Raw genomic sequence first — 22,310 nt, 5'->3', positions numbered from 1 at the left:
GCAAGACTTAGCAGGCTGTTGAAAAGCGTAGGCGAGGCAGCCGAGACAAGGCAAAAACGGCCGAAAAAGCGCAGTTTACGTGCGGTAAATGAGCATTTTGAGGCCGGTTTTAACGCCGTATCGGCAACGCAGGTAGTTTTTCAACAACCTGTTAGGCCGGATCGTCGCGTTGCTGGTCGAGCAGTTGCATGAACGCTTTGGCGGCATTCGACAGCGTGCGTTCGGTATGCAGGATGTAGCCCAGTTGGCGGTTTAACTGGACCCCCGATATAGGTAGGCGCACCACCTGGTCATCGAGCATGGTGCGCGGCAGCACACTCCAGGCCAGTCCGATGGACACCATCATCTTGATGGTTTCCAGATAGTTGGTGCTCATGGCGATGTTCGGCGTCAGTCCCTGCGCTTCGAAAAGACCCTGCACGATGTGATGGGTGAAGGTGTTGTCGCCCGGGAACACGGCGGCATGGTGCGCCACCTCGGCCAGGCTGACCGCCTTGTTGCGGGCCAGCGGATGCTCGGGAGCGGCGACGAAATCCAGGGGGTCATCCCACACTGGCACCGCCTTGACCGGCGCATGGGTCTCCGGCGCCAGGGTGATCACCGCCAGCTCGGCGCGGCCATGGAGAATCTCCTCGTAGGCCACTTCCGAATCGAGGAACTGGATATCCAGCGCGACCTGCGGATAAGCGCGGGTGAAGGCGCGCAGCAGCGGCGGCAGGCGGTGCAGACCGATGTGGTGGCTGGTCGCCAGGGTCAGACGGCCGGTCACCTCGCCATTGAGGTTGGTCAATGCGCGCCGCGTGTCGTCCAGTACATTGAGGATCTGGTAGGCCCGCGGCAGCAGCGCGCGGCCGGCTTCGGTGAGGCTCACCTCGCGCCCCAGGCGGTCGAACAGGCGCACCTTGAGTTGCTGCTCCAGCCCGGCGATGCGCTTGCTCACCGCCGGCTGGGTCAGATGCAGGCGCTCGCCGGCTTCCGAGAAGCTGCCGGTTTCGGCGATGGCGATAAAGGCGTTGAGGCTGGCCAGATCCATGTCGAATTCCTATCGGTTATCCAATGGATGAAAAATATGAATTTGAGTTATTCAATGCAAGCACATAGCATCATCCCCACAAGCCTTAAGGGCATAGAAACACGCTGATGAGGGTTCTCCGATGGCCGGCAAGACGCTGTATGACAAGCTCTGGGACATGCACGAGGTCAAGCGTCGCGACGATGGTTCGTCGCTGATCTACATCGACCGCCATATCCTCCACGAAGTGACCTCGCCGCAGGCCTTCGAGGGCCTGCGTCTGGCCGGGCGCAAGCCGTGGCGCATCGACGCCAACATCGCCACCCCGGACCACAACGTGCCGACCACCCAGGCCGAGCGTAAAGGCGGCCTGGAAGCCATCGCCGACGAGGTGTCGCGCATTCAGGTACAGACTCTGGACGAGAACTGCGACGATTTCGGCATCCTCGAGTTCAAGATGAACGATGTGCGTCAGGGCATCGTCCACGTGGTTGGCCCGGAGCAGGGCGCCACCTTGCCGGGCATGACCGTGGTCTGCGGTGACTCGCACACCTCGACCCATGGCGCCTTCGGCGCGCTGGCCCATGGCATCGGCACCTCCGAGGTCGAGCACGTGCTCGCCACCCAGTGCCTGGTGGCCAAGAAGATGAAGAACATGCAGGTGCGCGTCGAGGGCCAGTTGCCCCAGGGCGTCACCGCCAAGGACATCGTCCTCGCCATCATCGGCAAGATCGGCACCGCCGGCGGCAACGGCCATGCCCTGGAGTTCGCCGGCAGCGCGATCCGCGACTTGTCGATCGAGGGGCGCATGACCATCTGCAACATGGCCATCGAGGCCGGTGCGCGGGTCGGTCTGGTCGCCACCGACGAGAAGACCATCGCCTACGTCAAGGGCCGTCCGTTCGCCCCGCAAGGTGCGGATTGGGACAAGGCGGTCGCCGCCTGGGCCGACCTGGTGTCCGATGCCGATGCGCATTTCGACACCGTGGTCGAACTGAAGGCCGAAGACATCAAGCCGCAGGTCAGCTGGGGCACCTCGCCGGAAATGGTCCTGGCCGTCGACCAGCGCGTGCCGGATCCGGCCGCCGAGACCGACCCGGTCAAGCGTGACTCCATCGTCCGTGCGCTCAAGTACATGGGCTTGGCCGCCAATCAGGCGATCACCGATATCCAGCTGGATCGTGTGTTCATCGGTTCCTGCACCAACTCGCGGATCGAGGATCTGCGTGCTGCGGCGGCCGTCGCCAAGGGCCGCAAGGTCGCCCCGACCATCAAGCAGGCGCTGGTGGTGCCGGGCTCCGGCCTGGTCAAGGCGCAGGCTGAGAAAGAGGGTCTCGATAAGATCTTTATCGAAGCCGGCTTCGAATGGCGTGAGCCGGGTTGCTCTATGTGCCTGGCGATGAACCCGGACAAACTCGGCAGCGGTGAGCATTGCGCCTCGACCTCCAACCGCAACTTCGAGGGCCGTCAGGGCGCCGGCGGCCGTACCCACCTGGTCAGCCCGGCGATGGCCGCGGCAGCCGCGGTGACCGGCCGTTTCATCGATGTGCGTGAACTGACCCAGGCCTGAGGAGACCCCAGATGAAAGCCTTTACCCAGCATACCGGTCTCGTCGCGCCGCTCGACCGCGCCAACGTCGACACCGACCAGATCATTCCCAAGCAGTTTTTGAAGTCGATCAAGCGCACCGGTTTCGGCCCCAACCTGTTCGACGAGTGGCGCTACCTGGATGTCGGCCAGCCGAACCAGGACAACTCCCAGCGCCCGATCAATAAGGACTTCGTGCTGAACTTCCCACGTTACCAGGGCGCCAGCGTGCTCTTGGCGCGCGAGAATTTCGGCTGCGGTTCCAGTCGTGAGCACGCGCCGTGGGCGCTGGAGGAATACGGTTTCCGCGCCATCATCGCGCCGAGCTACGCCGACATCTTCTTCAACAACAGCTTCAAGAACGGCCTGTTGCCGATCATCTTGACGGAAGCGGAAGTCGATGAGCTGTTCCAGCAGGCCGAGGCCACCGAGGGCTATCAGCTGACCGTCGATCTGGCGGCGCAGACCGTGACCCGTCCTGACGGCAAGCAGTACGGCTTCGAAGTCGATGCCTTCCGTAAGCATTGCCTGCTCAACGGCTTGGACGACATCGGTCTGACCTTGCAGGACGCCGAGGCGGTTCGCACGTTCGAGGCCGGCTACCGGCAGAACCAGCCCTGGTTGTTCCGCGATGCCTGAGTGCGCCACCCGGAGGATGTGATGAGCGACAAGGCCCATGTGCAAGTGGTCCAGCGCCAGTTCGGCGAGCAGGCCAGTGCCTATCTGAGCAGCGCCGTACATGCCCAGGGCGCCGAGTTCGCGCTGCTGCAGGCCGAGGTCGCGGGTCGTGGCGAGGCGCGGCTGCTGGATCTCGGTTGCGGTGCCGGGCACGTCAGCTTTCATGTCGCCCCACTGGTGGGCGAGGTGGTGGCCTATGACCTGTCGGCGCAGATGCTCGACGTAGTAGCGGCCGCCGCGCAGGAGCGCGGACTGGGCAATATCCGTACCGAGCAGGGGCCGGCGGAGCGCCTGCCGTTCGCCGATGGCAGCTTCGACTTCGTCTTCAGTCGCTATTCGGTGCACCATTGGATCGATGTCGGCCAGGCCCTGCGCGAGGTGCGCCGGGTGCTCAAGCCGGGCGGGGTGGCGGCGTTCATCGACGTGATCGCGCCGGGCACGCCGTTGCTCGACACCCACCTGCAGGCGGTCGAGTTGCTGCGCGATACCAGCCACGTGCGCGACTATGCGGCGGCCGAGTGGCTGCGTCTGGTCGGTGAGGCCGGTCTGCAGGTACGCAGCCATGCGCGCCAGCGCCTGCGCCTGGAATTCGCCTCCTGGGTCGAGCGGATGCGCACGCCCGAAGTTTTTCGTGCGGCCATCCGCGCGCTGCAGCAAGCAGTGGGCGAAGAGGTTCGCGAGTATTTTGAAATTGCCGCTGACGGCTCCTTCAGCACCGACGTGCTGGTGCTGTGGGCCAAGCGTTAAGCATGATGGCGGCGCTTTGGGCGTCTAACGAGAGGGATACATGAGCAAACAGATTCTGATTCTTCCCGGCGACGGGATCGGCCCGGAAATCATGGCCGAGGCGGTCAAGGTGCTGGAACTGGCCAACGACAAGTACGACCTGGGTTTCGAGCTGTCCTTCGACGAGTTGGGCGGTGCGGCCTATGACAAGTACGGCGTGCCTCTGGCCGATGAGACCCTGGAGCGCGCTCGCGCTGCCGACGCCATCCTGCTCGGTGCGGTCGGTGGCCCCAAGTGGGACAGCATCGATCCGGCGCTGCGCCCGGAGCGCGGCCTGCTGAAGATCCGTTCGCAGTTGGGCCTGTTCGGAAACCTGCGGCCGGCCATCCTTTATCCGCAGCTGGCCGAGGCGTCCACCCTCAAGCCGGAAGTGGTTGCGGGGCTGAACATCCTCATCGTTCGCGAGCTGACCGGCGGCATCTATTTCGGCTCGCCGCGCGAGTCGCGCGTGCTGGAAAACGGCGAGCGCCAGGCGTACGACACCCTGCCGTACAGTGAGAGCGAAATCCGCCGCATCGCCCGGGTCGGCTTCGACATGGCCCGCGTGCGCGGCAAGAAGCTGTGCTCGGTGGATAAGGCCAACGTGCTGGCTTCCAGTCAGTTGTGGCGGGCAGTGGTCGAGGAAGTGGCCAAGGATTACCCGGACATCGAACTCAGCCATATGTACGTCGACAACGCCGCCATGCAACTGGTGCGCGCGCCCAAACAGTTCGATGTGATGGTCACCGACAACATGTTCGGCGACATTCTGTCGGATGAGGCTTCCATGCTCACCGGTTCCATCGGCATGCTGCCTTCAGCGTCGCTGGATGCCAACAACAAGGGCATGTACGAGCCGTGCCATGGTTCGGCGCCGGACATTGCCGGGCAGGGCATCGCCAACCCGTTGGCGACCATCCTCTCGGTGTCGATGATGCTGCGTTACAGCTTCAGCCTGACTCAGGCGGCGGACGCCATCGAGCAAGCCGTGAGCCTGGTGCTGGATCAGGGCCTGCGTACCGGCGATATCTGGTCGGCGGGCACCACCAAGGTCGGGACCCGGGCAATGGGCGATGCGGTAGTCGCCGCTTTGCGTAATCTGTAATCTTTCAGGCCCACCGTCGTGACGGTGGGTCGGTATTCCCATAAAGGTGTAGTTGCGATGAAACGTGTAGGTCTGATCGGTTGGCGCGGTATGGTCGGTTCCGTACTCATGCAGCGGATGCTGGAAGAGCGGGACTTCGATCTGATCGAGCCGGTGTTCTTCACCACCTCCAACGTCGGTGGTCAAGGCCCTGCGGTAGGTAAGGACATCGCTCCGCTGAAGGACGCCTACAGCATCGATGAGCTGAAAAGCCTCGATGTGATCCTCACCTGCCAAGGCGGCGACTACACCAGCGAAGTCTTCCCCAAGCTGCGCGAAGCCGGCTGGCAGGGCTACTGGATCGACGCAGCGTCCACCCTGCGTATGGATGACAGCGCGGTCATCGTCCTCGATCCGGTCAACCGCAAGGTCATCGACCAGTCGCTCGACAACGGCACCAAGAATTACATCGGCGGCAACTGCACCGTCAGCCTGATGCTGATGGCCCTCGGCGGCCTGTACGAAGCCGGTTTGGTCGAGTGGATGAGCGCCATGACCTATCAGGCCGCTTCCGGCGCCGGCGCGCAGAACATGCGCGAACTGATCAAGCAGATGGGCGCGATCAATGCTTCCGTGGCCGACGACCTGGCCAACCCGGCCAGCGCCATCCTCGACATCGACCGCAAAGTGGCCGAAGCCATGCGCGGTGACAGCTTCCCGGTGGACCAATTCGGCGTGCCGCTGGCCGGCAGCCTGATTCCCTACATCGACAAGGAACTGCCCAACGGCCAGAGCCGCGAAGAGTGGAAGGGCCAGGCCGAGACCAACAAGATCCTCGGTCGCTTCAAGAGCCCGATTCCGGTGGATGGCCTGTGCGTGCGCATCGGTGCCATGCGTTGCCACAGCCAGGCGCTGACCATCAAGCTGAACAAGGACGTGCCGATTTCCGACATCGAAGGGCTGATCAGCCAGCACAACCCCTGGGTCAAGCTGGTGCCAAACCAGCGCGAGGCCAGCATGCGCGAGCTGACCCCGACTGCCGTGACCGGCACTCTGAGCGTTCCGGTCGGTCGTCTGCGCAAGCTCAACATGGGCTCGCAGTACCTCGGTGCCTTCACCGTCGGCGACCAACTGTTGTGGGGCGCTGCCGAGCCGCTGCGGCGCATGCTGCGCATCCTTCTGGAGCGTTGATCGTCTAAGGCGTTTTGTCGGCGCCGGCCGTTCTGGTCGGCGCCAAATTGCCTGCGCAGTGGGGCGGCGCTACAGTGCCGCTCTTTCCGCTGACTGTGTAAGGCTCCCCCGATGTCCAAGTCCTTCGATATCGCCGTGATCGGCGCCACCGGCACCGTCGGCGCAACCCTCGTCCAGCTGCTTGAAGAACGCGATTTCCCTCTTGCCAACCTGCATCTGCTGGCCAGCAGCGAGTCGGCTGGCCAATCTCTGCCATTCCGCGGGAAGAACGTGCGGGTGCGGACAGTCGAGGAGTTCGATTTTTCCCAGGTGCGTTTGGCGTTTTTTGCCGCGAGCGAGCAGGTAACCCGTGTCCATGCGCCACGTGCCCAGGCGGCCGGTTGTTCGCTAATCGATTTGTCTGGAGCTTTGCCCGTATCGCAGGCGCCGCGGGTGGTCCCTGAAGCCAATGCGCAGATACTGAAAACTCTGCAAGCTCCTTATCAATTAACTAGCCCCAGTGCCTCGGCGGCGGCGCTGGCGGTGGTGCTGGCGCCATTGCAGGCGTTGCTGACCCTGCGGCGTGTAGGTGTTACTGCCTGTCTGGCGGTCTCCAGCCAGGGCCGGGAGGGGGTGGCCGACCTGGCGCGGCAGACTACCGAGCTGCTCAATATGCGTCCGCTGGAAACGCGTTTTTTCGATCGGCAGATCGCCTTCAATCTGCTCGCCCAAGTCGGTCAGGCAGATGAAAGTGGCTACACGGTCGTAGAAAGGCGCTTATCGACCGAGCTCAAACAGGTTCTGGCGTTGCCAGAACTTAAAGTGGCTGCGACCTGTGTGCAGGCCCCGGTGTTTTTTGGCGACAGCCTGAGTGTCTCGCTGGAATGTGCGGCCGAGGTCGATCTGGCAGCGGTTCGAGCAGCGCTAGAGGGCGCGCCTGGCGTCGAGTTGGTTGAGGCGGACGACTATCCGACGGCTGTGGGTGATGCAGTCGGGCAGGATGTTGTATATGTAGGCCGGGTGCGTGCAGGGCTCGACGATGCCGCCGAACTCAATTTGTGGATTGCGTCTGATAATGTGCGCAAAGGCGCTGCGCTGAATGCTGCACAATTGGGCGAGTTATTGATAAAACACTATCTGTAAAAGATACTTACCAAGAGATTTGAAGAAATATTCTAGCTTGGCAATACTGGCCGAGCGGATTGCTGGTGGGGAGCCGTCGCAAGGCGGAAGCAGGCAGCAACTAAGACCATCTCGCCCGTCGAGAAAAAAAGATAAAACAAGGGATAACGCTATGGTTCGGGTACGCAAACTGGTACTGGCAATCGCGGCTGCTTCGGCGCTGACCTCCGGGATGGCGCATGCGTTGGGGCTAGGGGAGGTGACTCTCAAGTCTGCGCTGAATCAACCATTGGTGGCAGAGATTGATTTGCTCGAGGTACGCGATCTAGCCTCCAACGAGGTGATCCCAACCCTGGCTTCTCCTGAAGAGTTCAATAAAGCTGGTGTCGATCGCCAGTACTTCCTCACCGATCTCAAGTTCACGCCTGTCCTGAAGCCCAACGGCAGAAGCGTTATTCGCGTGACCTCCAGTAAGCCGGTACGCGAACCCTATCTGAACTTCTTGGTGGAAGTGCTATGGCCCAACGGTCGCCTGCTGCGCGAATACACCTTGCTGCTGGATCCACCGCTTTATTCGCCGCAAACTGCCGCCGCAGCAGCGCCGCAACTGCCGGTGGCTGCTCCAACACCTCGTCCTTCGGCCGTCCCTGCCCCTAGTCCGATTACGCCGGTTGTTAGTGCGCCGGTAGTTCGTCCCGCAGCACCTGCTCCAGTACCGGCAAGTGCCAGCAAACTGGATGGTAACCAATACAAGACAACCGGCAGCGATACGCTCTGGGAGATTGCCGAGCGGTCCCGCGTCGCTGGCTCGGTACACCAGACTATGTTGGCGATTCAGGAGCTCAATCCGGACGCTTTCGTCGGCGGCAACATCAACCGTCTGAAGAGCGGTCAGGTTCTGCGCCTGCCAAATGAACAGCAGATCAAGAGTCGCTCGCAAAGTGAGGCCATCGCTCAAGTGGCCGAGCAAAATACGGCTTGGCGAGAGGGGCGCAGTCTGGCTGCGGGTGCCCGCCAGCTGGATGCCACCAAGCGCACCGCCGCGGGTGCAGCTCCGGCCAAGGCCGAGACCACGGATAGCCTGAAGTTGGTTTCTGCTGAGGCAGGTAAAGCCGCCGCCGGCAGCGACAAAGGCGCTGGCGCTGACAGCAAGGTGTTGAGCGACAAACTGGCTGTGACCAAGGAAAGCCTCGATTCCACTCGCCGTGAAAACGATGAGCTGAAAGGGCGCATGACTGATCTGCAGAGCCAGTTGGACAAGCTGCAGCGTTTGATTCAGCTGAAAGACGACCAGTTGGCCAAGTTGCAGGCTGATCTGGCTGAGAAGAACAAGGCTACGAAAGAAACTGCAGCCGCAGTTGCCGCTGCCCCGGTGACCGCTGCCGAGCAGACTGCTGCAGTCACCACTGCGCCTGCTGGAGCCGCTGATGCAGCCCCGGCGCCTGCTCCCGCTGCACCACAAGCGACCGCCCCGGCCGTCGATGCGGCCGCCGCCCCGGACTACAATTACAGCGAAGAGCCTGCTGCCAAGCCCGAGGCTGCACCTCAGGTAGACGCTCAGGTGCCGGCCGATCAGTCCGCCACTCCGGCCGAGCCGGCCGCGCCTGCCGAGAAGGTGGCTACACCGATCCCCGCCGAGAAGACCTCGGCAGATGCGCCGGTAGAGCAAGCGCAGGCGACCGGTTTGCTTGAAGATTTGCTGGCTAACCCCATGCTGCTTGGGCTGGTGGGTGGCGGTGCCTTGCTGGCGTTGCTTGTCGGTTTGATGGTGCTGTCGCGGCGGAACGCCCTGAAGGAGAGCGAGCTGCATAGCAGCCTGGCGGCTCAGGAGGGGGATGACCCCTTTGGTGCTGAAAACGACTTGCCAGACTCGAGTTTCGAGGGGCTCGAATCGGCCGAAGTGGCTGCAGCACACCCTGTGGAAGAGCGTGTGACAGCGCAGACCAGCGATGTGCTCGGCGAGGCGGATATCTATATTGCCTATGGCCGGTTCAACCAGGCTGCCGAGCTGCTGCAAAATGCCATCAATGATGAGCCGCAGCGCAGTGATCTGCGTTTGAAGCTGATGGAGGTTCAGGCCGAGTTGGGTGATCGTGAAGGGTTCGCCCGTCAGGAGAGCGAGCTGCGAGAAATCGGTGGCGTGAGCGCCGAGGTCGATCAGCTTAAATCCAGGTATCCGGCCATGGCCGCTATCGCTGCCGCGAGCATGCTGGGTGCGGTCAGCGCAGCGCCAGCCGATGAGGTAGATAGCTTCAGTCTGGACGATTTGGCCCTGGATGATGAACTCGAGGAACAACCGCAGGGGCAGGATGACGGCTTCGATCTCAGTCTGGATGATCTGGAAGCTGAGTTTGATCGCGAGGCGTCCCCTGCAGCGAATGAGGAATCGCTGGTCGATTTCGATCTGGAGAGCGAACTTAACCTGTCTTCACCTGAGCTGGCAGAGGGTATTGGCGAGCTAGAGTTCGATCTGAGCCTGGATGGTGATGCTCCTGTCGCTGGCGGGGAGTTGACCGGTGATCTGGTCGATTTCAACCTGGATCTCGATGAAGAGACTAAGTCCGCTGCGGCAGAAGACGATTTCCTGCTGGGATTGGAGGATGAATTGTCCTCTGGCACGACTGCTGAAGGGGTGGCCGAGCTGCGCCTAGATTTGCCAGAAGAAGTATCGGCTGTCGATCTTGAGTTGCTGGCAGACTTTGACCTGTCCCTGGATGCTGAAACTCTGCCGGCGCCTGCTGCCGACAGCAACAGCTTTGCCGCCCAACTTGAAGAAGTGAGTGCCGAGCTTGATCAGTTAAACTCTGAAGCGGAGGCGGTGCAGTCGTCAGTAGAGTTTGATGAACTTGCTGGGCCGCTTGTCGCTACTGCCCCCACCGCCGATTTGGGCGCCGAGGACGACTTTGATTTCCTCTCCGGCACAGATGAGACGGCTACCAAGCTGGATCTGGCGCGCGCCTATATCGACATGGGCGATGCCGAGGGGGCGCGAGATATCCTTGATGAGGTAATCAAGGAGGGTAACGATGGCCAGCAACAGGAAGCGCGCGAGTTGATCGCTCGTCTCGCATAGATCTATGTCTGATCCAGTAATACCAACAGCGGCAGCCGAAATGGCTGCCGTTGGCTTTTCCAGAATTGCCCTCGGCGTTGAATACAAAGGTTCGCGCTATCGCGGCTGGCAGCGTCAGGCGTTTGATGTGCGCTCGGTGCAGCAAACCTTGGAAGAGGCGCTTTCGACTGTGGCGGCTGCGCCGGTCGCAGTGGTATGTGCGGGACGGACCGATGCCGGTGTGCATGCCAGTGGTCAGGTGGTGCATTTCGACACTCAGGCGCAGCGCCCACTCAATGCCTGGGTGATGGGGGCGAATGCCAACTTGCCGCGAGATATTAGCGTCACCTGGGCGCAGGTCATGCCGGCGCACTTCCACGCCCGCTTCAAGGCTGTCGCGCGTCGTTATCGTTATGTGATTTATAACGATCAGATCCGCCCGGCGCATCTGAGTGAGGAGGTCACTTGGAATCATCGGTCGCTGGATGTCGAGCGCATGCGTGAGGCGAGCCAGTGGCTAGTGGGTACCCATGATTTCAGTGCTTTCCGTGCTACGCAGTGCCAGGCGAAATCGCCGATCAAGCATGTCCATCATTTGCAGGTGATTCAGTACGGGAAGATGATTGTGCTGGACATCCGTGCCACTGCCTTTCTTCACCACATGGTGCGCAATATCGCCGGAGTGCTGATGACGATTGGTGCAGGCGAGCAGCCTGCCACCTGGGCCAAGGAGGTGCTGGATGGGCGTGATCGGCGCGAGGGTGGGGTCACAGCACACCCGTATGGATTGTATCTGGTGCAGGTCGAGTATCCGGATGAGTTCATGCTGCCGCAGCGCTATATCGGCCCGCACTTCCTATCGGCCTTGCCGGAGTGCGTGGCTGACGGCTAAATAGGTGTTTGCTAACATCCACAGCTATTCCTTCAAAGGTGCCGCAACTTGTCCGTCGTTCGCTGCAAAATCTGTGGAATTACCCGCGTTGAGGATGCTTTGGCCGCCGCTGATGCGGGCGCTGATGCCATTGGTCTGGTGTTCTACGATAAAAGCCCGCGGGCAGTAACTGTTCAGCAGGCACGGGCAATCATTGCCGCGTTACCGCCCTTCGTGACCACGGTCGGCCTTTTCGTTAACGCCAGCCGCTGTGAGCTGAATGAGATTCTCGAAGCGGTGCCACTGGATCTGCTGCAGTTTCACGGCGACGAAACAGCTGCAGACTGCGACGGCTATCACCGCCCCTATATCAAGGCGCTGCGTGTCAAGGCTGGTGACGAGATTGCCGCCCAGGCGGCCTTATACCCCCAAGCCTCTGGCATCTTGCTCGATACCTACGTGCTGGGGGTGCCAGGCGGCACGGGCGAGGCTTTCGACTGGTCATTGGTGCCCCATGATCTGGGCCGGCCGATCATTCTTGCTGGTGGCTTGAATCCCGCGAATGTCCGTGCCGCAGTCGCGCAGGTGCGACCCTATGCGGTAGATGTCAGTGGTGGGGTCGAGGCGAGCAAGGGCATTAAGGATGCCGAAAAGATTCGCGCCTTCCTCCGTGAGTTGAGATAGCACTGAGGTTTAGCGCTGCTCTTTGTGACGGGCAGCGAGCCGTGGCCGTCCATTAGCGTGCAGCTATAGCGGTAGAAAGCCCGGGCGCTGTGGACTGTTGTAAGAGCACGTTCGTCAGGCGCCCGGTTGACTCAGAATTGAAAGATAGCGAGCGCGTCGGTGGCACCCGCTACGGTGCTCACGGATCTGGGCGGCGCTAGTTCGCTAGAGGGCGAGCGGCTGGTTTTAGCCCTGCGACAATCGTGAATTCGCTCGAGAATGTGTGCGGCAAGAGGCCGTCAGTACGTCCGGGCCAACAGCTTTGGAGAACTAAGAGCATGAGTAACTGGCTGGTAGACAAGCTGATCCCCTCGATCATGCGTTCTGAGGTAAAGAAAAGCTCGGTACCCGAAGGGCTCTGGCATAAATGCCCATCCTGCGATGCGGTGCTCTATAAGCCGGAACTCGAAAAGACGCTAGACGTTTGTCCGAAGTGCAATTACCACATGCGTATCGGCGCACGTGCGCGCTTGAATCTCTTCCTCGATGGCGAGGGGCGTGAAGAGCTTGGTGCTGAATTGGAGCCTGTCGATAGGCTGAAATTCCGTGATAGCAAGAAGTACAAGGACCGCCTGACTGCAGCTCAGAAGCAGACCGGCGAGAAGGATGCGCTGGTAGCCATGCGTGGAGCCTTGGAAGGCATGCCGGTGGTGGCTTGCGCCTTTGCGTTCGAGTTCATGGGCGGATCCATGGGGGCGATCGTCGGTGAACGTTTCGTTCGCGCCGCGAATGCGGCCTTGGAACGGCGTTGCCCGCTGGTTTGTTTTTCCGCTTCCGGCGGTGCGCGCATGCAGGAAGCATTGATCTCCCTGATGCAAATGGCGAAGACCTCGGCGGTCCTCGCACGCTTGCGCGAGGAGGGGGTGCCCTTTATTTCCGTGTTGACCGATCCGGTGTATGGCGGCGTTTCCGCCAGCTTGGCCATGCTCGGCGATGTGATCGTCGCTGAGCCTAAGGCGTTGGTGGGCTTTGCCGGTCCGCGGGTGATCGAGCAAACCGTGCGGGAGAAGCTGCCCGAGGGCTTCCAGCGCAGTGAATTCCTGCTGGAGCATGGCGCGATCGATCTGATCATTCACCGCAATGAGCTGCGCCCGCGTCTGGCTAAGCTGCTTGCGCAATTGATGAATCTGCCCGCCCCGGTCGCTGCGGCAACCGCCAGCGCATGACCGGGAAGACCCTCGCCGATTGGCTTGCTTACCTTGAGCGGCTCCATCCGTCTGCCATCGACATGGGGCTGGAGCGCTCGCGTGAAGTGGCGCAGCGTCTCGGCCTCGGCAAGCCTGCTGAACGGGTAGTCACGGTTACCGGCACCAACGGCAAGGGTTCCACTTGCGCCTTTCTCGCCAGCCTGCTGCGTCAGCAAGGACTCAAGGTTGGCGTGTATAGCTCTCCCCATCTGCTGCGTTACAACGAGCGCGTGTTGATTGAGGGGCAAGAGGCCAGCGATGGTGCACTCTGCGAAGCATTCGCCGCAGTCGAAGCCGTGCGTGGCGACATCACCTTGACCTATTTCGAGATGGGCACCCTGGCGGCGTTCTGGCTGTTCGAGCGCGCGGGTCTAGATGCTGTTGTGCTGGAGGTCGGCCTTGGTGGGCGCTTGGATGCAGTCAATCTGATCGATGCGGATTTGGCGCTAATTACCACTATCGGCCTGGATCATGCGGAGTGGCTGGGGGATACCCGCGAGTCCGTGGCTGCCGAAAAGGCTGGCATTTTGCGGGCCGGCCGCCCGGCGCTGTGCGGCGATCTCGATCCTCCGCAGCCCTTGCTTGAGCAGGTGAAGGCCTTGTCGGCTCCGTTCTTCCTGCGTGGGCGCGATTACGACCTGGCGATTACTGATCAGGCCTGGCACTGGTACGGTCATTCTCGGCATGGCGAGTTGTTGGAGCTGCATGGGTTGCCGTTGCTGGATCTGCCTATGGAAAACGCCGCGCTGGCCTTGCAGGCTTACGCCTTGCTAGAGCTTCCCTGGCAGGCCGAACAAATTACTGCCGCGCTAGCGAGCACGCGAGTGAGCGGGCGCTTGGAGCGCCGGGCATTGAATTGGCACGGCAAGCCCCTGACGTTATGGCTGGATGTTGGGCATAATCCCCATGCAGCTGCTTATCTGGCGGGTCGCTTGGCAAGCCGGCCAATGTCAGGCAAGCGTCTGGCAGTATTTGGTTTATTGGCGGATAAGGACTTGGACGGGGTGCTGGCACCCTTGCTGGGTCTGGTGCAGGATTGGGCGGTGGCGCCGCTGCCGACGCCGCGCACCCGTCCGGCAGCCGAGTTGGAGGCCGCATTACTCAACCTGGGTGCCAGTGTCACCGCGTATAGCGATGTGGCTGCGGCGCTCGAGGGGCAATGTGCGCGCGCCTCGGCAGGCGATGAGATTATGCTGTTCGGTTCTTTTTATTGCGTGGCCGAGGCCTTGGAGTGGCTGGCCCGCCATTCCATAGGAGAAGTGCAGGATGGCTTTGCTGGATAAAAGGCTCAAGCAACGCATAGTCGGCGCGCTGGTGCTGGTGGCCTTGGCGGTGATCTTCCTGCCGATGCTGCTGTCGCGCGAAGACGAATCGCGGCGCTTGGCGGTGGATGCCCCCAGCATGCCGCAAGCCCCCGCGATGCCGCAGGTCAAGGTGGAGCCGGTTGCCGTGCCGCAGCCGCTGCCGGATGAGCCGGTGCCCGCCGATCCCGCAGGCGACGCTACCGCCGAAGCCGGCGGTGCATTGCTCGAAGCGCCGCCCGCTCCGACCGTTAGCCAAGCGCCTGCGCCGGTCACCGCGCCTAGCCCTCCGGCAGTCGCAAAAAAACCGGCCGCACAGCCAGCGCAAGCCCCGGCGAGCCGCTTGGACGCCAATAGCCTGCCGGTCAGCTGGTCGATCCAACTGGCCAGCCTGTCCAGTCGCGCCAGTGCTGAAAGTTTGCAGAAAACCCTGCGCAGCCAGGGCTACAACGCCTACATCCGCAGCGTGGATGGCATGAACCGGGTGTTTGTCGGGCCGCTGATCGAGCGTGCCGAGGCCGATCGCCTGCGTGATCAGCTCAATCGGCAGCAGAAGCTCAACGGTTTCATCGTCCGCTTCCAGCCGGAAAACAGCTAAAACCCACGATAGGCGCAATTAATCAGGGGCTGGCTAATCCGCGGCTTACCCCGGGGGGAGGGGTCTGCTAAAATGCAGCGCCTTTTCCGTTTGTAGACTGCGCCGTGGCATTTACCTGGGTCGATTGGGCGATTATCGCCGTCATCGTGGTTTCCAGTTTGATCAGTTTGAAACGGGGCTTCGTTAAAGAAGCGCTGTCGCTGGTCACCTGGATCATCGCCGGGGTCGTCGCCTGGATGTTCGGCGGCGCGCTCGCGCAACATCTCACCGAATTCATCGATACCCCGTCAGCACGTGTGATCGCGGCCTGTGCGCTGCTATTCGTGGTGACCTTGCTGGTCGGCGCCTTGGTCAACTTTCTCATCGGCGAACTGATCCGCGTCACCGGCCTGGATGGTACCGATCGTGTGCTGGGCATGGTGTTTGGTGCCGCCCGTGGCGCGCTCTTGGTGGTGGTCGTGGTTGGGCTGCTCAGCCTGGCGCCGGTACAGCAAGATCCTTGGTGGCAGCAGTCGAGTCTGCTGCCGCATTTCTTAATGGTCGCTGATTGGTCGAAGAACCTGATTCTGGGGTTCGTCGGTCAGTGGCTCGCGGGTAGTTTCGGCTCACCCAGCTGAACTGTCGTTTTAGGGGCATGCTTCTCGCCTTGATCGTCGAGACGCGTGCTCGGAATTAGCCTGAACTCATAGCAGGGGTAGCGTCACATGTGTGGCATCGTCGGTATCGTCGGTAAGTCGAACGTCAATCAGGCGCTGTATGACGCGCTCACCGTCCTCCAGCATCGCGGCCAGGATGCTGCCGGTATCGTGACCAGCTATAACGGTCGGCTGTTCTTGCGCAAGGACAATGGTCTGGTGCGCGATGTGTTCCAGCAGCGGCACATGCAGCGCTTGGTCGGACACGTCGGCATCGGCCACGTGCGTTACCCGACCGCCGGCAGTTCCAGCTCGGCGGAGGCGCAACCGTTCTACGTGAACTCGCCCTACGGTATCACCCTGGCGCATAACGGCAATCTGACCAATGTCGAGCAACTGTCGCGGGAGATCTACGAATCCGACCTGCGCCATGTAAACACCAATTCTGACTCGGAAGTGCTGCTCAATGTGTTCGCCCACGAGTTGGCGGTGCGCGGCAAGTTGCAGCCGACCGAGGAAGATGTGTTTGCTGCGGTATCCGGCGTCCACGAGCGCTGCCGCGGCGGCTATGCCGTGGTGGCGATGGTTACCGGTTACGGAGTGGTCGGCTTCCGCGACCCCTACGGGATTCGGCCGATCGTCTATGGTCAGCGCCACACCGACGAGGGCGTGGAATACATGATCGCCTCGGAAAGCGTGGCGCTGGATGTGCTTGGCTTCACCCTGATCCGCGATCTAGCGCCAGGCGAGGCGGTCTACATCACCGAGGACGGCAAGCTGCATACCCGCCAATGCGCGAAGAATCCGCAGTACTCGCCGTGCATCTTCGAACACGTCTACCTGGCGCGTCCTGATTCGATCATGGACGGCGTGTCGGTGTACAAGGCGCGCCTGCGCATGGGCGAGAAGCTGGCCGACAAGATCCTCCGCGAGCGGCCGGATCACGACATTGACGTGATCATCCCGATTCCCGATACCAGCCGCACCTCAGCGCTGGAGTTGGCCAACCGTCTGGGCGTGAAGTTCCGCGAAGGCTTCGTCAAAAACCGCTACATCGGTCGCACCTTCATCATGCCGGGACAGGCGGCGCGGAAGAAATCCGTGCGGCAGAAACTCAACGCCATCGAACTGGAGTTCCGCGGCAAAAACGTGATGCTGGTGGACGACTCCATCGTGCGCGGCACCACCTGCAAGCAGATCATTCAGATGGCCCGCGAAGCCGGGGCGAAGAATGTCTACTTCTGCTCGGCGGCGCCGGCAGTGCGCTACCCCAACGTCTATGGCATCGACATGCCCAGCGCTCATGAGCTGATCGCCCATGGCCGCACGACCGATGAAGTGGCCGAGCTGATTGGTGCCGATTGGCTGGTTTACCAGGATCTGCCGGATCTGATCGATGCGGTTGGTGGCGGCAAGATCAAGATCGAGCATTTCGACTGTGCAGTGTTCGACGGCCAGTATGTCACTGGCGATGTCAACGAGGCTTACCTGGACAAGATCGAGCAGGCGCGTAACGACATGAGCAAGACGAAGAGCCATGCGGTCAGCGCGATCATTGATCTGTACAACGACTGAGGAGGGCGCGACATGAGTCAGGATTGGGATGCCGGACGGCTGGACAGCGACCTCGAAGGCGCGGCTTTCGACACCTTGGCGGTACGCGCCGGACAGCTGCGCACGCCGGAGGGCGAGCATGGTGAGCCGCTGTTCTTCACCTCCAGCTACGTGTTCCGCACCGCCGCCGATGCTGCGGCGCGGTTTGCCGGCGAAGTGCCGGGCAACGTCTATTCGCGCTACACCAACCCGACCGTGCGTGCCTTCGAGGAGCGCATCGCCGCCCTCGAAGGGGCCGAGCAGGCGGTAGCGACCGCTTCCGGCATGTCTGCCATTCTCGCCATGGTGATGGCGCTGTGCAGTGCCGGCGACCATGTGTTGGTGTCGCGCAGCGTGTTCGGCTCGACCATCAGCTTGTTCGAGAAGTACCTCAAGCGCTTCGGCATCCAGGTGGATTACCCCCCGCTGGCCGATGTCGCAGGTTGGCAGGCGGCCTGCAAGCCAAACACCAAGCTGTTTTTTGTCGAGTCACCGTCCAACCCGCTGGCCGAGCTGGTCGATATCGCCGCCCTGGCCGAAGTCGCCCATGCCAACGGTGCGCTGCTGGCCGTCGACAACTGCTTCTGCACCCCGGCATTGCAGCAGCCGCTCAAGCTGGGAGCGGACATCATCATTCACTCGGCGACCAAATACATCGACGGTCAAGGTCGTTGCTTGGGTGGCGTAGTGGCGGGGCGTAAAGCGCAGATGCAAGAAGTGGTCGGTTTTCTGCGTACCGCCGGGCCGACATTGAGCCCCTTCAATGCCTGGGTGTTCCTCAAAGGGTTGGAAACGCTGCGTATCCGTATGCAGGCTCACAGTGCCGGTGCACAGGCATTGGCCGAGTGGTTGGAGCAGCAGCCGGGCATCGAGAAGGTTTACTACGCAGGTCTGCCTAGCCATCCCCAGCATGAGTTGGCCAAACGGCAGCAGACTGGTTTCGGTGCGGTGGTCAGCTTCGAGGTCAAGGGCGGTAAGCAGGGCGCTTGGCGCTTCATTGATGCGACCCGGATGATTTCCATCACTACCAATCTCGGTGATACCAAGACCACCATTGCCCATCCGGCTACCACGTCCCATGGGCGCCTGACTCCGGCAGAGCGGGCGCAGGCCGGTATTGCCGATAATCTGGTGCGTGTCGCTGTGGGGTTGGAAGAAGTCGCTGATATCAAGGCCGACCTGGCACGAGGCTTGGCGGCGTTGTGATCGACTGGTCGACGGAAGACTCCGCCCCGAACAATGGCAAGGTGGCCTTGGTCACCGGAGCGGCGCGCGGGATCGGTCTGGGCATCGCCGCCTGGTTGATCGTCGAGGGCTGGCAAGTTGTCATTGCCGATAATGATCGGGAGCGCGGCTCCAAGGTGGCAAAGGTGCTGGGCGACAATGCCTGGTTTATCGCTATGGATGTCGCCCAGGAAAGCCAGGTGGTGGTCGGCATCGCCGAGGTGCTCGGCCAGTTCGGTCGTCTCGATGCGTTGATCAATAACGCAGCCATTGCTGATGCGCATAATCCGCCGCTGGAAAGCCTCGAGCTCAACCGCTGGCAACGTGTATTGGCGGTCAACCTGACCGGCCCCATGTTGCTGGCCAAATATTGCGCACCTTATCTGCGTGCGCATGCCGGGGCGATCATCAATCTCTGCTCGACTCGCGCGCATCAATCTGAGCCGAATAGCGAGGCCTATGCGGCGAGCAAGGGTGGCCTACTGGCGTTGACCCATGCGTTGGCGCTCAGCCTGGGGCCGGATATCCGGGTCAACGCCGTCAGCCCTGGCTGGATCGATACCCGCGACCCTGCCGAGCGTCGTGCTGATCCGCTCGGCGATCAGGATCATGCCCAGCATCCCGCCGGGCGGGTGGGTACGGTTGAGGATGTCGCCGCGCTGGTCGGCTGGCTACTGTCGGGCAATGCCGGCTTTGTCACGGGGCAGGAGTTCCTGGTGGATGGCGGGATGACCCGCAAGATGATCTACCAGTAGGCCACCCACTCCATGCCGCTCGCTGCCTGTTCCCGAACTTTCGGGTGGTTGAGCGCTACCTTTCGAGTTTCGACTGTAAAGCGTGACACGGGGCGTTAGAAGCCCTGGATACCCGGCATTACTATTCCGCTGTCAACCGTGAACAGGCCCGGAGCAGTCTACTTGTAGTGCCGATCGGCATTGAAACGGCCTGTTAGTACACAACAACAATAAAAAGCCTGGCAGGTGCTCATGCATGGACCGCCAGCCTCGGTGTGCGGTGCTTCCTACGGGCGTCATCCGCGATGACCTGCTCGAGTTACTGGACCGCAGCGAAGATTTTCCCCTGACCCTGCTCCTGGCCCCGGCCGGTTCCGGCAAGTCCACCTTGCTGGCCCACTGGCTGAGTCGCCCAAGGCGTCGCCGGACCCTGTACTACCCGCTGCAGGCCCGCGACAACGAGCCGCTGCGTTTCTTTCGCCGGCTGCTCGAGGCTATTCGCACACAGGTCGCAGATTTCGACCTCTCCTGGTTCAATCCCCTGGGGGCCGAGATCGCCCATTCCCCGGTCGTCATGGGCGAGTACCTGGCCGAAGCCCTGGGGCGGGTCGACGGTGGCTTGTGCCTGGTGTTCGATGACTTCCAGCACCTCGACGCGCCGCTCATCCTCGAGGTTCTCGCCGCGGCGCTGCGGGGCTTGCCGCCTTCGGTGCGGGTGGTGATCTCCAGTCGCAATCATCCGGGGTTTTCGCTGAGCCGTTTCAAGTTGGACAACGCCTTGCTGTGCATCGAGCAGCACGACCTGCGTCTGTCGGCGGCGCAGATCCAGGCGCTGAACGCCGATCTGGGCGGCCCCGCGCTGAGCGAGGGCTATGTCGCCGATCTGCTGGCGATGACCGAAGGTTGGGTGGCCGGGGGCAAGGTCGCACTGCTGGCCTATGCGCGCTTCGGCACGGGCGCCTTGGAGCGCTTCGATGGCACTCAGCCGGAGATCGTTGATTACTTCGGTCATGTGGTGCTCGAGCAGCTGACGCCGGTGCTACGTGATTTTTTCCTGGGCAGCGCGATCTTCGAGAAATTCAATGGCGAGCTTTGCGATCGGGTGTTCCAGCGCCAGGGCTCGGCCTTGCTGCTGGAGGATCTGGCGGCCCGGCAACTGTTCATGCTGCCGGTGGACGGCCAGCCCGGCTGGTTCCGCTATCACGCCTTGCTCCATGACTTCCTCGGCAGCCGTCTGGCGATCGAAGGTCGGCAACGCCTCGCCGAACTGCACTGCCGCGCAGCGGGCTACTACCAGGAGCAGGGTGATCACGAGCAGGCCTTGCAGCATGCGCGGCGCAGTGGCGAGCCGGCCTTGTGGCAGGACATGCTGGAATGTTGCTGCGAGCAGTGGGTGCGCAACGGGCAGTTCGGCGAAGTGCTCAAATGGGTGGCGCCGCTGCCTGAGACGCAATTGCTGGGTAGCGGGCGCATGTTGCAGGCGTTGATCGCGGCCCTGATCCTGTCGCGGCGCTTCCACCAGGCCCGCTATTACCTCGAACTCCTCGACGCCGGTCTCGCGTCGGCGGCCATCGAGCCGGCGAGCCTGCAGTACCTGGTGCTGAACCTGGAGTTGTTTCAGCACGACAAGGATTTCCGCCTCGCCCCGGACTGGGAGCAACTGCTCGAGCCCGGCGTAGCGCCGGGCACGCGGGCGCGGGTGTTGACCGTTATCGCCTATCACCACCTGCTGGGCGGTCGCCTCGACCAGTCGATCCGCTTCGCCGTGCGGGCCAAGGTGCTGTTGGTGCAGACCGGGCATGTGTTCTTGGAGAGCTACGCGGACCTGATCATCGCGCTGTGCAACAACAATGCCTGCCGGGCGACCGTGGCGCGCAAGGATGTGCGCAGCGATTACGAGCGCACCGAGAGTTCCAGTCCGGCCTGGGTCAACCGCGCCACCGGTATGGTGGTGGTGCTCTACGAGCAGAGCCAGTTCGCCGCGGCGCAGCAGCTGTGCGAAGACCTGATCGCCCGGGTCAACTCTTCCTCGGCAACCGAGGCCATCGCCACGGTCTATCTCACCCTGGCGCGCCTGCTGCACCGCCGGAAGCTGCAGATGCGCGCCGAGCGCCTGCTCGAGCAGCTGGCCGGCATCCTGCAGTTGGGCAATTACGAGCGTTTCGCCAGCCAACTGGTGCAGGAGCGGCTGCGCCAGGCGTATGTCAGCGGGAACCACCGCCAGCTGGAGAGCCTGGCCCGCCACTACCAACTCGACCGGCGTCTGGAGGAGGGGCACTGGGACCGGCTGCGCGAGCATGACGAGTGCTGGGAGCGCTACGGTCTGGCGGTGGTGTACTGGCTGCTGGCACGCGGCGCCCAGGTGCGCGCTGGGCGCATCCTCAAGGTGCTGGCGGCGTCCTTGCGGCAGAGCGAGATGCGCGCGCGGGCCATGATCGTCGATGCCAATCTGCTGGTGCTCGGTAGCCAGGGGCAGGACCGGCAGGCGCAACTGGCCGAGCTGGCGCAGTTGGTCGAGGAATACGGGCTGCTCAACATCACCTGTTCGGTGTTCGACGAGGCGCCAGGATTCGGTGTCCTGGTCGCCGCTCTGGTGCAGTCGGGACGGCTGGCGTTGCCGGAGCGCTACCGGCAGTTCTACGCCGAGTTCTGCGCGCCCGAGGCGGCCCCCCGGTCCGAGACGGCCGACCTCTCCGGCCTGCTGACGGGCAAGGAGGCGCAGATTCTCGACTACCTGCTGCAGGGCCTGTCGAATACCCAGATCAGCGCCAGAAGTGGCACGGCGCTGTCGACCACCAAGTGGCACCTGAAGAACATCTACGCGAAGCTGGAGGTGACCAACCGCACCGAGGCGATTCTTCGCGTGCGTCCGCAGAACTAGGCGATTGCCAGCTGCATCACGTTTGTTTACCGCTGATTGACCCCACCCCCTCCCTGGGAAGGGGGGAGGGGCCGGCCTATCTCCCTAAGCTCG

18 protein-coding genes are annotated in these 22,310 nt (G+C 62.2%); 17 read left to right on the top strand and 1 reads right to left on the bottom strand.

The window, feature by feature from the left end; all coding sequences use genetic code 11:
- Positions 1 to 151 precede the first annotated feature (151 nt).
- Positions 152 to 1,033 carry a LysR family transcriptional regulator gene (locus D3880_RS14730; RefSeq protein ID WP_119894193.1) on the bottom strand — a complete coding sequence of 294 codons (882 nt, stop codon included), beginning with the start codon at positions 1,031 to 1,033 and terminating at the stop codon, positions 152 to 154.
- A 121-nt stretch (positions 1,034 to 1,154) separates the two neighbouring features.
- On the opposite strand from D3880_RS14730, the gene leuC reads away from it, so the two are divergent.
- The 17 genes from leuC (at position 1,155) to D3880_RS14645 (ending at position 22,217) form a co-directional block, all read left to right on the top strand.
- The gene (leuC, locus tag D3880_RS14725) at positions 1,155 to 2,582 is read left to right on the top strand and encodes a 3-isopropylmalate dehydratase large subunit (RefSeq protein WP_119894192.1); all 1,428 of its coding nucleotides are present in this window, start codon (positions 1,155 to 1,157) and stop codon (positions 2,580 to 2,582) included.
- A gap of 11 nt (positions 2,583 to 2,593) precedes the next feature.
- Positions 2,594 to 3,238, top strand: coding sequence for a 3-isopropylmalate dehydratase small subunit (gene leuD / locus D3880_RS14720; protein WP_119894191.1), 645 nt, complete (start codon positions 2,594 to 2,596; stop codon positions 3,236 to 3,238).
- A gap of 21 nt (positions 3,239 to 3,259) precedes the next feature.
- Positions 3,260 to 4,024 carry a class I SAM-dependent methyltransferase gene (locus D3880_RS14715; RefSeq protein ID WP_119894190.1) on the top strand — a complete coding sequence of 255 codons (765 nt, stop codon included), beginning with the start codon at positions 3,260 to 3,262 and terminating at the stop codon, positions 4,022 to 4,024.
- Between the two features lie 40 nt (positions 4,025 to 4,064).
- The gene (gene leuB / locus D3880_RS14710) at positions 4,065 to 5,147 is read left to right on the top strand and encodes a 3-isopropylmalate dehydrogenase (RefSeq protein WP_119894189.1); all 1,083 of its coding nucleotides are present in this window, start codon (positions 4,065 to 4,067) and stop codon (positions 5,145 to 5,147) included.
- A gap of 57 nt (positions 5,148 to 5,204) precedes the next feature.
- Positions 5,205 to 6,317 carry an aspartate-semialdehyde dehydrogenase gene (asd, locus tag D3880_RS14705; protein ID WP_119894188.1) on the top strand — a complete coding sequence of 371 codons (1,113 nt, stop codon included), beginning with the start codon at positions 5,205 to 5,207 and terminating at the stop codon, positions 6,315 to 6,317.
- A 111-nt stretch (positions 6,318 to 6,428) separates the two neighbouring features.
- Positions 6,429 to 7,439 (top strand): aspartate-semialdehyde dehydrogenase, encoded by a 1,011-nt coding sequence (locus D3880_RS14700; protein ID WP_119894187.1) that lies wholly within the window; start codon positions 6,429 to 6,431, stop codon positions 7,437 to 7,439.
- A gap of 151 nt (positions 7,440 to 7,590) precedes the next feature.
- Positions 7,591 to 10,491, top strand: coding sequence for a motility hub landmark protein FimV (locus D3880_RS14695; protein ID WP_119894186.1), 2,901 nt, complete (start codon positions 7,591 to 7,593; stop codon positions 10,489 to 10,491).
- 4 nt (positions 10,492 to 10,495) lie between these two features.
- Entirely contained in the window at positions 10,496 to 11,362 is an 867-nt protein-coding gene (gene truA, locus D3880_RS14690) for a tRNA pseudouridine(38-40) synthase TruA (protein WP_119894185.1), read from the top strand.
- A 48-nt stretch (positions 11,363 to 11,410) separates the two neighbouring features.
- Positions 11,411 to 12,025: a phosphoribosylanthranilate isomerase gene (locus D3880_RS14685; protein ID WP_119894184.1), complete on the top strand. Its 615-nt coding sequence runs from the start codon at positions 11,411 to 11,413 to the stop codon at positions 12,023 to 12,025.
- A 317-nt stretch (positions 12,026 to 12,342) separates the two neighbouring features.
- Entirely contained in the window at positions 12,343 to 13,230 is an 888-nt protein-coding gene (accD, locus tag D3880_RS14680) for an acetyl-CoA carboxylase, carboxyltransferase subunit beta (protein ID WP_119894183.1), read from the top strand.
- Complete coding sequence (gene folC / locus D3880_RS14675; protein WP_119894182.1) at positions 13,227 to 14,534, top strand: bifunctional tetrahydrofolate synthase/dihydrofolate synthase; 1,308 nt, start codon at positions 13,227 to 13,229, stop codon at positions 14,532 to 14,534. Before accD ends, folC begins: the two co-directional genes overlap by 4 nt.
- A complete protein-coding gene (locus tag D3880_RS14670) occupies positions 14,518 to 15,150 on the top strand; it encodes an SPOR domain-containing protein (protein ID WP_119894181.1) in 633 nt (210 codons plus the stop codon). Before folC ends, D3880_RS14670 begins: the two co-directional genes overlap by 17 nt.
- Positions 15,151 to 15,254: 104 nt before the next feature.
- Positions 15,255 to 15,767 carry a CvpA family protein gene (locus tag D3880_RS14665; protein ID WP_119894180.1) on the top strand — a complete coding sequence of 171 codons (513 nt, stop codon included), beginning with the start codon at positions 15,255 to 15,257 and terminating at the stop codon, positions 15,765 to 15,767.
- 87 nt (positions 15,768 to 15,854) lie between these two features.
- Positions 15,855 to 17,360, top strand: coding sequence for an amidophosphoribosyltransferase (gene purF / locus D3880_RS14660; protein ID WP_119894179.1), 1,506 nt, complete (start codon positions 15,855 to 15,857; stop codon positions 17,358 to 17,360).
- Positions 17,361 to 17,372: 12 nt separating this feature from the next.
- Positions 17,373 to 18,584, top strand: a complete 1,212-nt coding sequence (locus tag D3880_RS14655; RefSeq protein ID WP_119894178.1) for an O-succinylhomoserine sulfhydrylase — start codon at positions 17,373 to 17,375, stop codon at positions 18,582 to 18,584.
- Positions 18,581 to 19,357, top strand: a complete 777-nt coding sequence (locus D3880_RS14650; protein ID WP_119894177.1) for an SDR family oxidoreductase — start codon at positions 18,581 to 18,583, stop codon at positions 19,355 to 19,357. The genes D3880_RS14655 and D3880_RS14650 overlap by 4 nt, the downstream gene beginning before the upstream one ends.
- Positions 19,358 to 19,592: 235 nt before the next feature.
- On the top strand, positions 19,593 to 22,217 hold the full coding sequence (locus tag D3880_RS14645) for a winged helix-turn-helix domain-containing protein (RefSeq protein WP_119894176.1): 2,625 nt from the start codon (positions 19,593 to 19,595) through the stop codon (positions 22,215 to 22,217).
- Positions 22,218 to 22,310: the final 93 nt, after the last annotated feature.

It is taken from the genome of Pseudomonas cavernae (assembly GCF_003595175.1).
Classification (GTDB): domain Bacteria; phylum Pseudomonadota; class Gammaproteobacteria; order Pseudomonadales; family Pseudomonadaceae; genus Aquipseudomonas; species Aquipseudomonas cavernae.
Note: the sequence above shows the minus strand (reverse complement) of the source record. Positions and strands in the feature narration are given on the sequence as shown.

Coding starts and splice junctions, on each gene's coding strand:
- D3880_RS14730 (WP_119894193.1), bottom strand. CDS start 1,033: ATGGATCTGGCCAGCCTCAACGCCTTTATCGCCATCGCCGAAACCGGC.
- leuC (WP_119894192.1), top strand. CDS start 1,155: ATGGCCGGCAAGACGCTGTATGACAAGCTCTGGGACATGCACGAGGTC.
- leuD (WP_119894191.1), top strand. CDS start 2,594: ATGAAAGCCTTTACCCAGCATACCGGTCTCGTCGCGCCGCTCGACCGC.
- D3880_RS14715 (WP_119894190.1), top strand. CDS start 3,260: ATGAGCGACAAGGCCCATGTGCAAGTGGTCCAGCGCCAGTTCGGCGAG.
- leuB (WP_119894189.1), top strand. CDS start 4,065: ATGAGCAAACAGATTCTGATTCTTCCCGGCGACGGGATCGGCCCGGAA.
- asd (WP_119894188.1), top strand. CDS start 5,205: ATGAAACGTGTAGGTCTGATCGGTTGGCGCGGTATGGTCGGTTCCGTA.
- D3880_RS14700 (WP_119894187.1), top strand. CDS start 6,429: ATGTCCAAGTCCTTCGATATCGCCGTGATCGGCGCCACCGGCACCGTC.
- D3880_RS14695 (WP_119894186.1), top strand. CDS start 7,591: ATGGTTCGGGTACGCAAACTGGTACTGGCAATCGCGGCTGCTTCGGCG.
- truA (WP_119894185.1), top strand. CDS start 10,496: ATGTCTGATCCAGTAATACCAACAGCGGCAGCCGAAATGGCTGCCGTT.
- accD (WP_119894183.1), top strand. CDS start 12,343: ATGAGTAACTGGCTGGTAGACAAGCTGATCCCCTCGATCATGCGTTCT.
- folC (WP_119894182.1), top strand. CDS start 13,227: ATGACCGGGAAGACCCTCGCCGATTGGCTTGCTTACCTTGAGCGGCTC.
- D3880_RS14670 (WP_119894181.1), top strand. CDS start 14,518: ATGGCTTTGCTGGATAAAAGGCTCAAGCAACGCATAGTCGGCGCGCTG.
- purF (WP_119894179.1), top strand. CDS start 15,855: ATGTGTGGCATCGTCGGTATCGTCGGTAAGTCGAACGTCAATCAGGCG.
- D3880_RS14655 (WP_119894178.1), top strand. CDS start 17,373: ATGAGTCAGGATTGGGATGCCGGACGGCTGGACAGCGACCTCGAAGGC.
- D3880_RS14645 (WP_119894176.1), top strand. CDS start 19,593: ATGGACCGCCAGCCTCGGTGTGCGGTGCTTCCTACGGGCGTCATCCGC.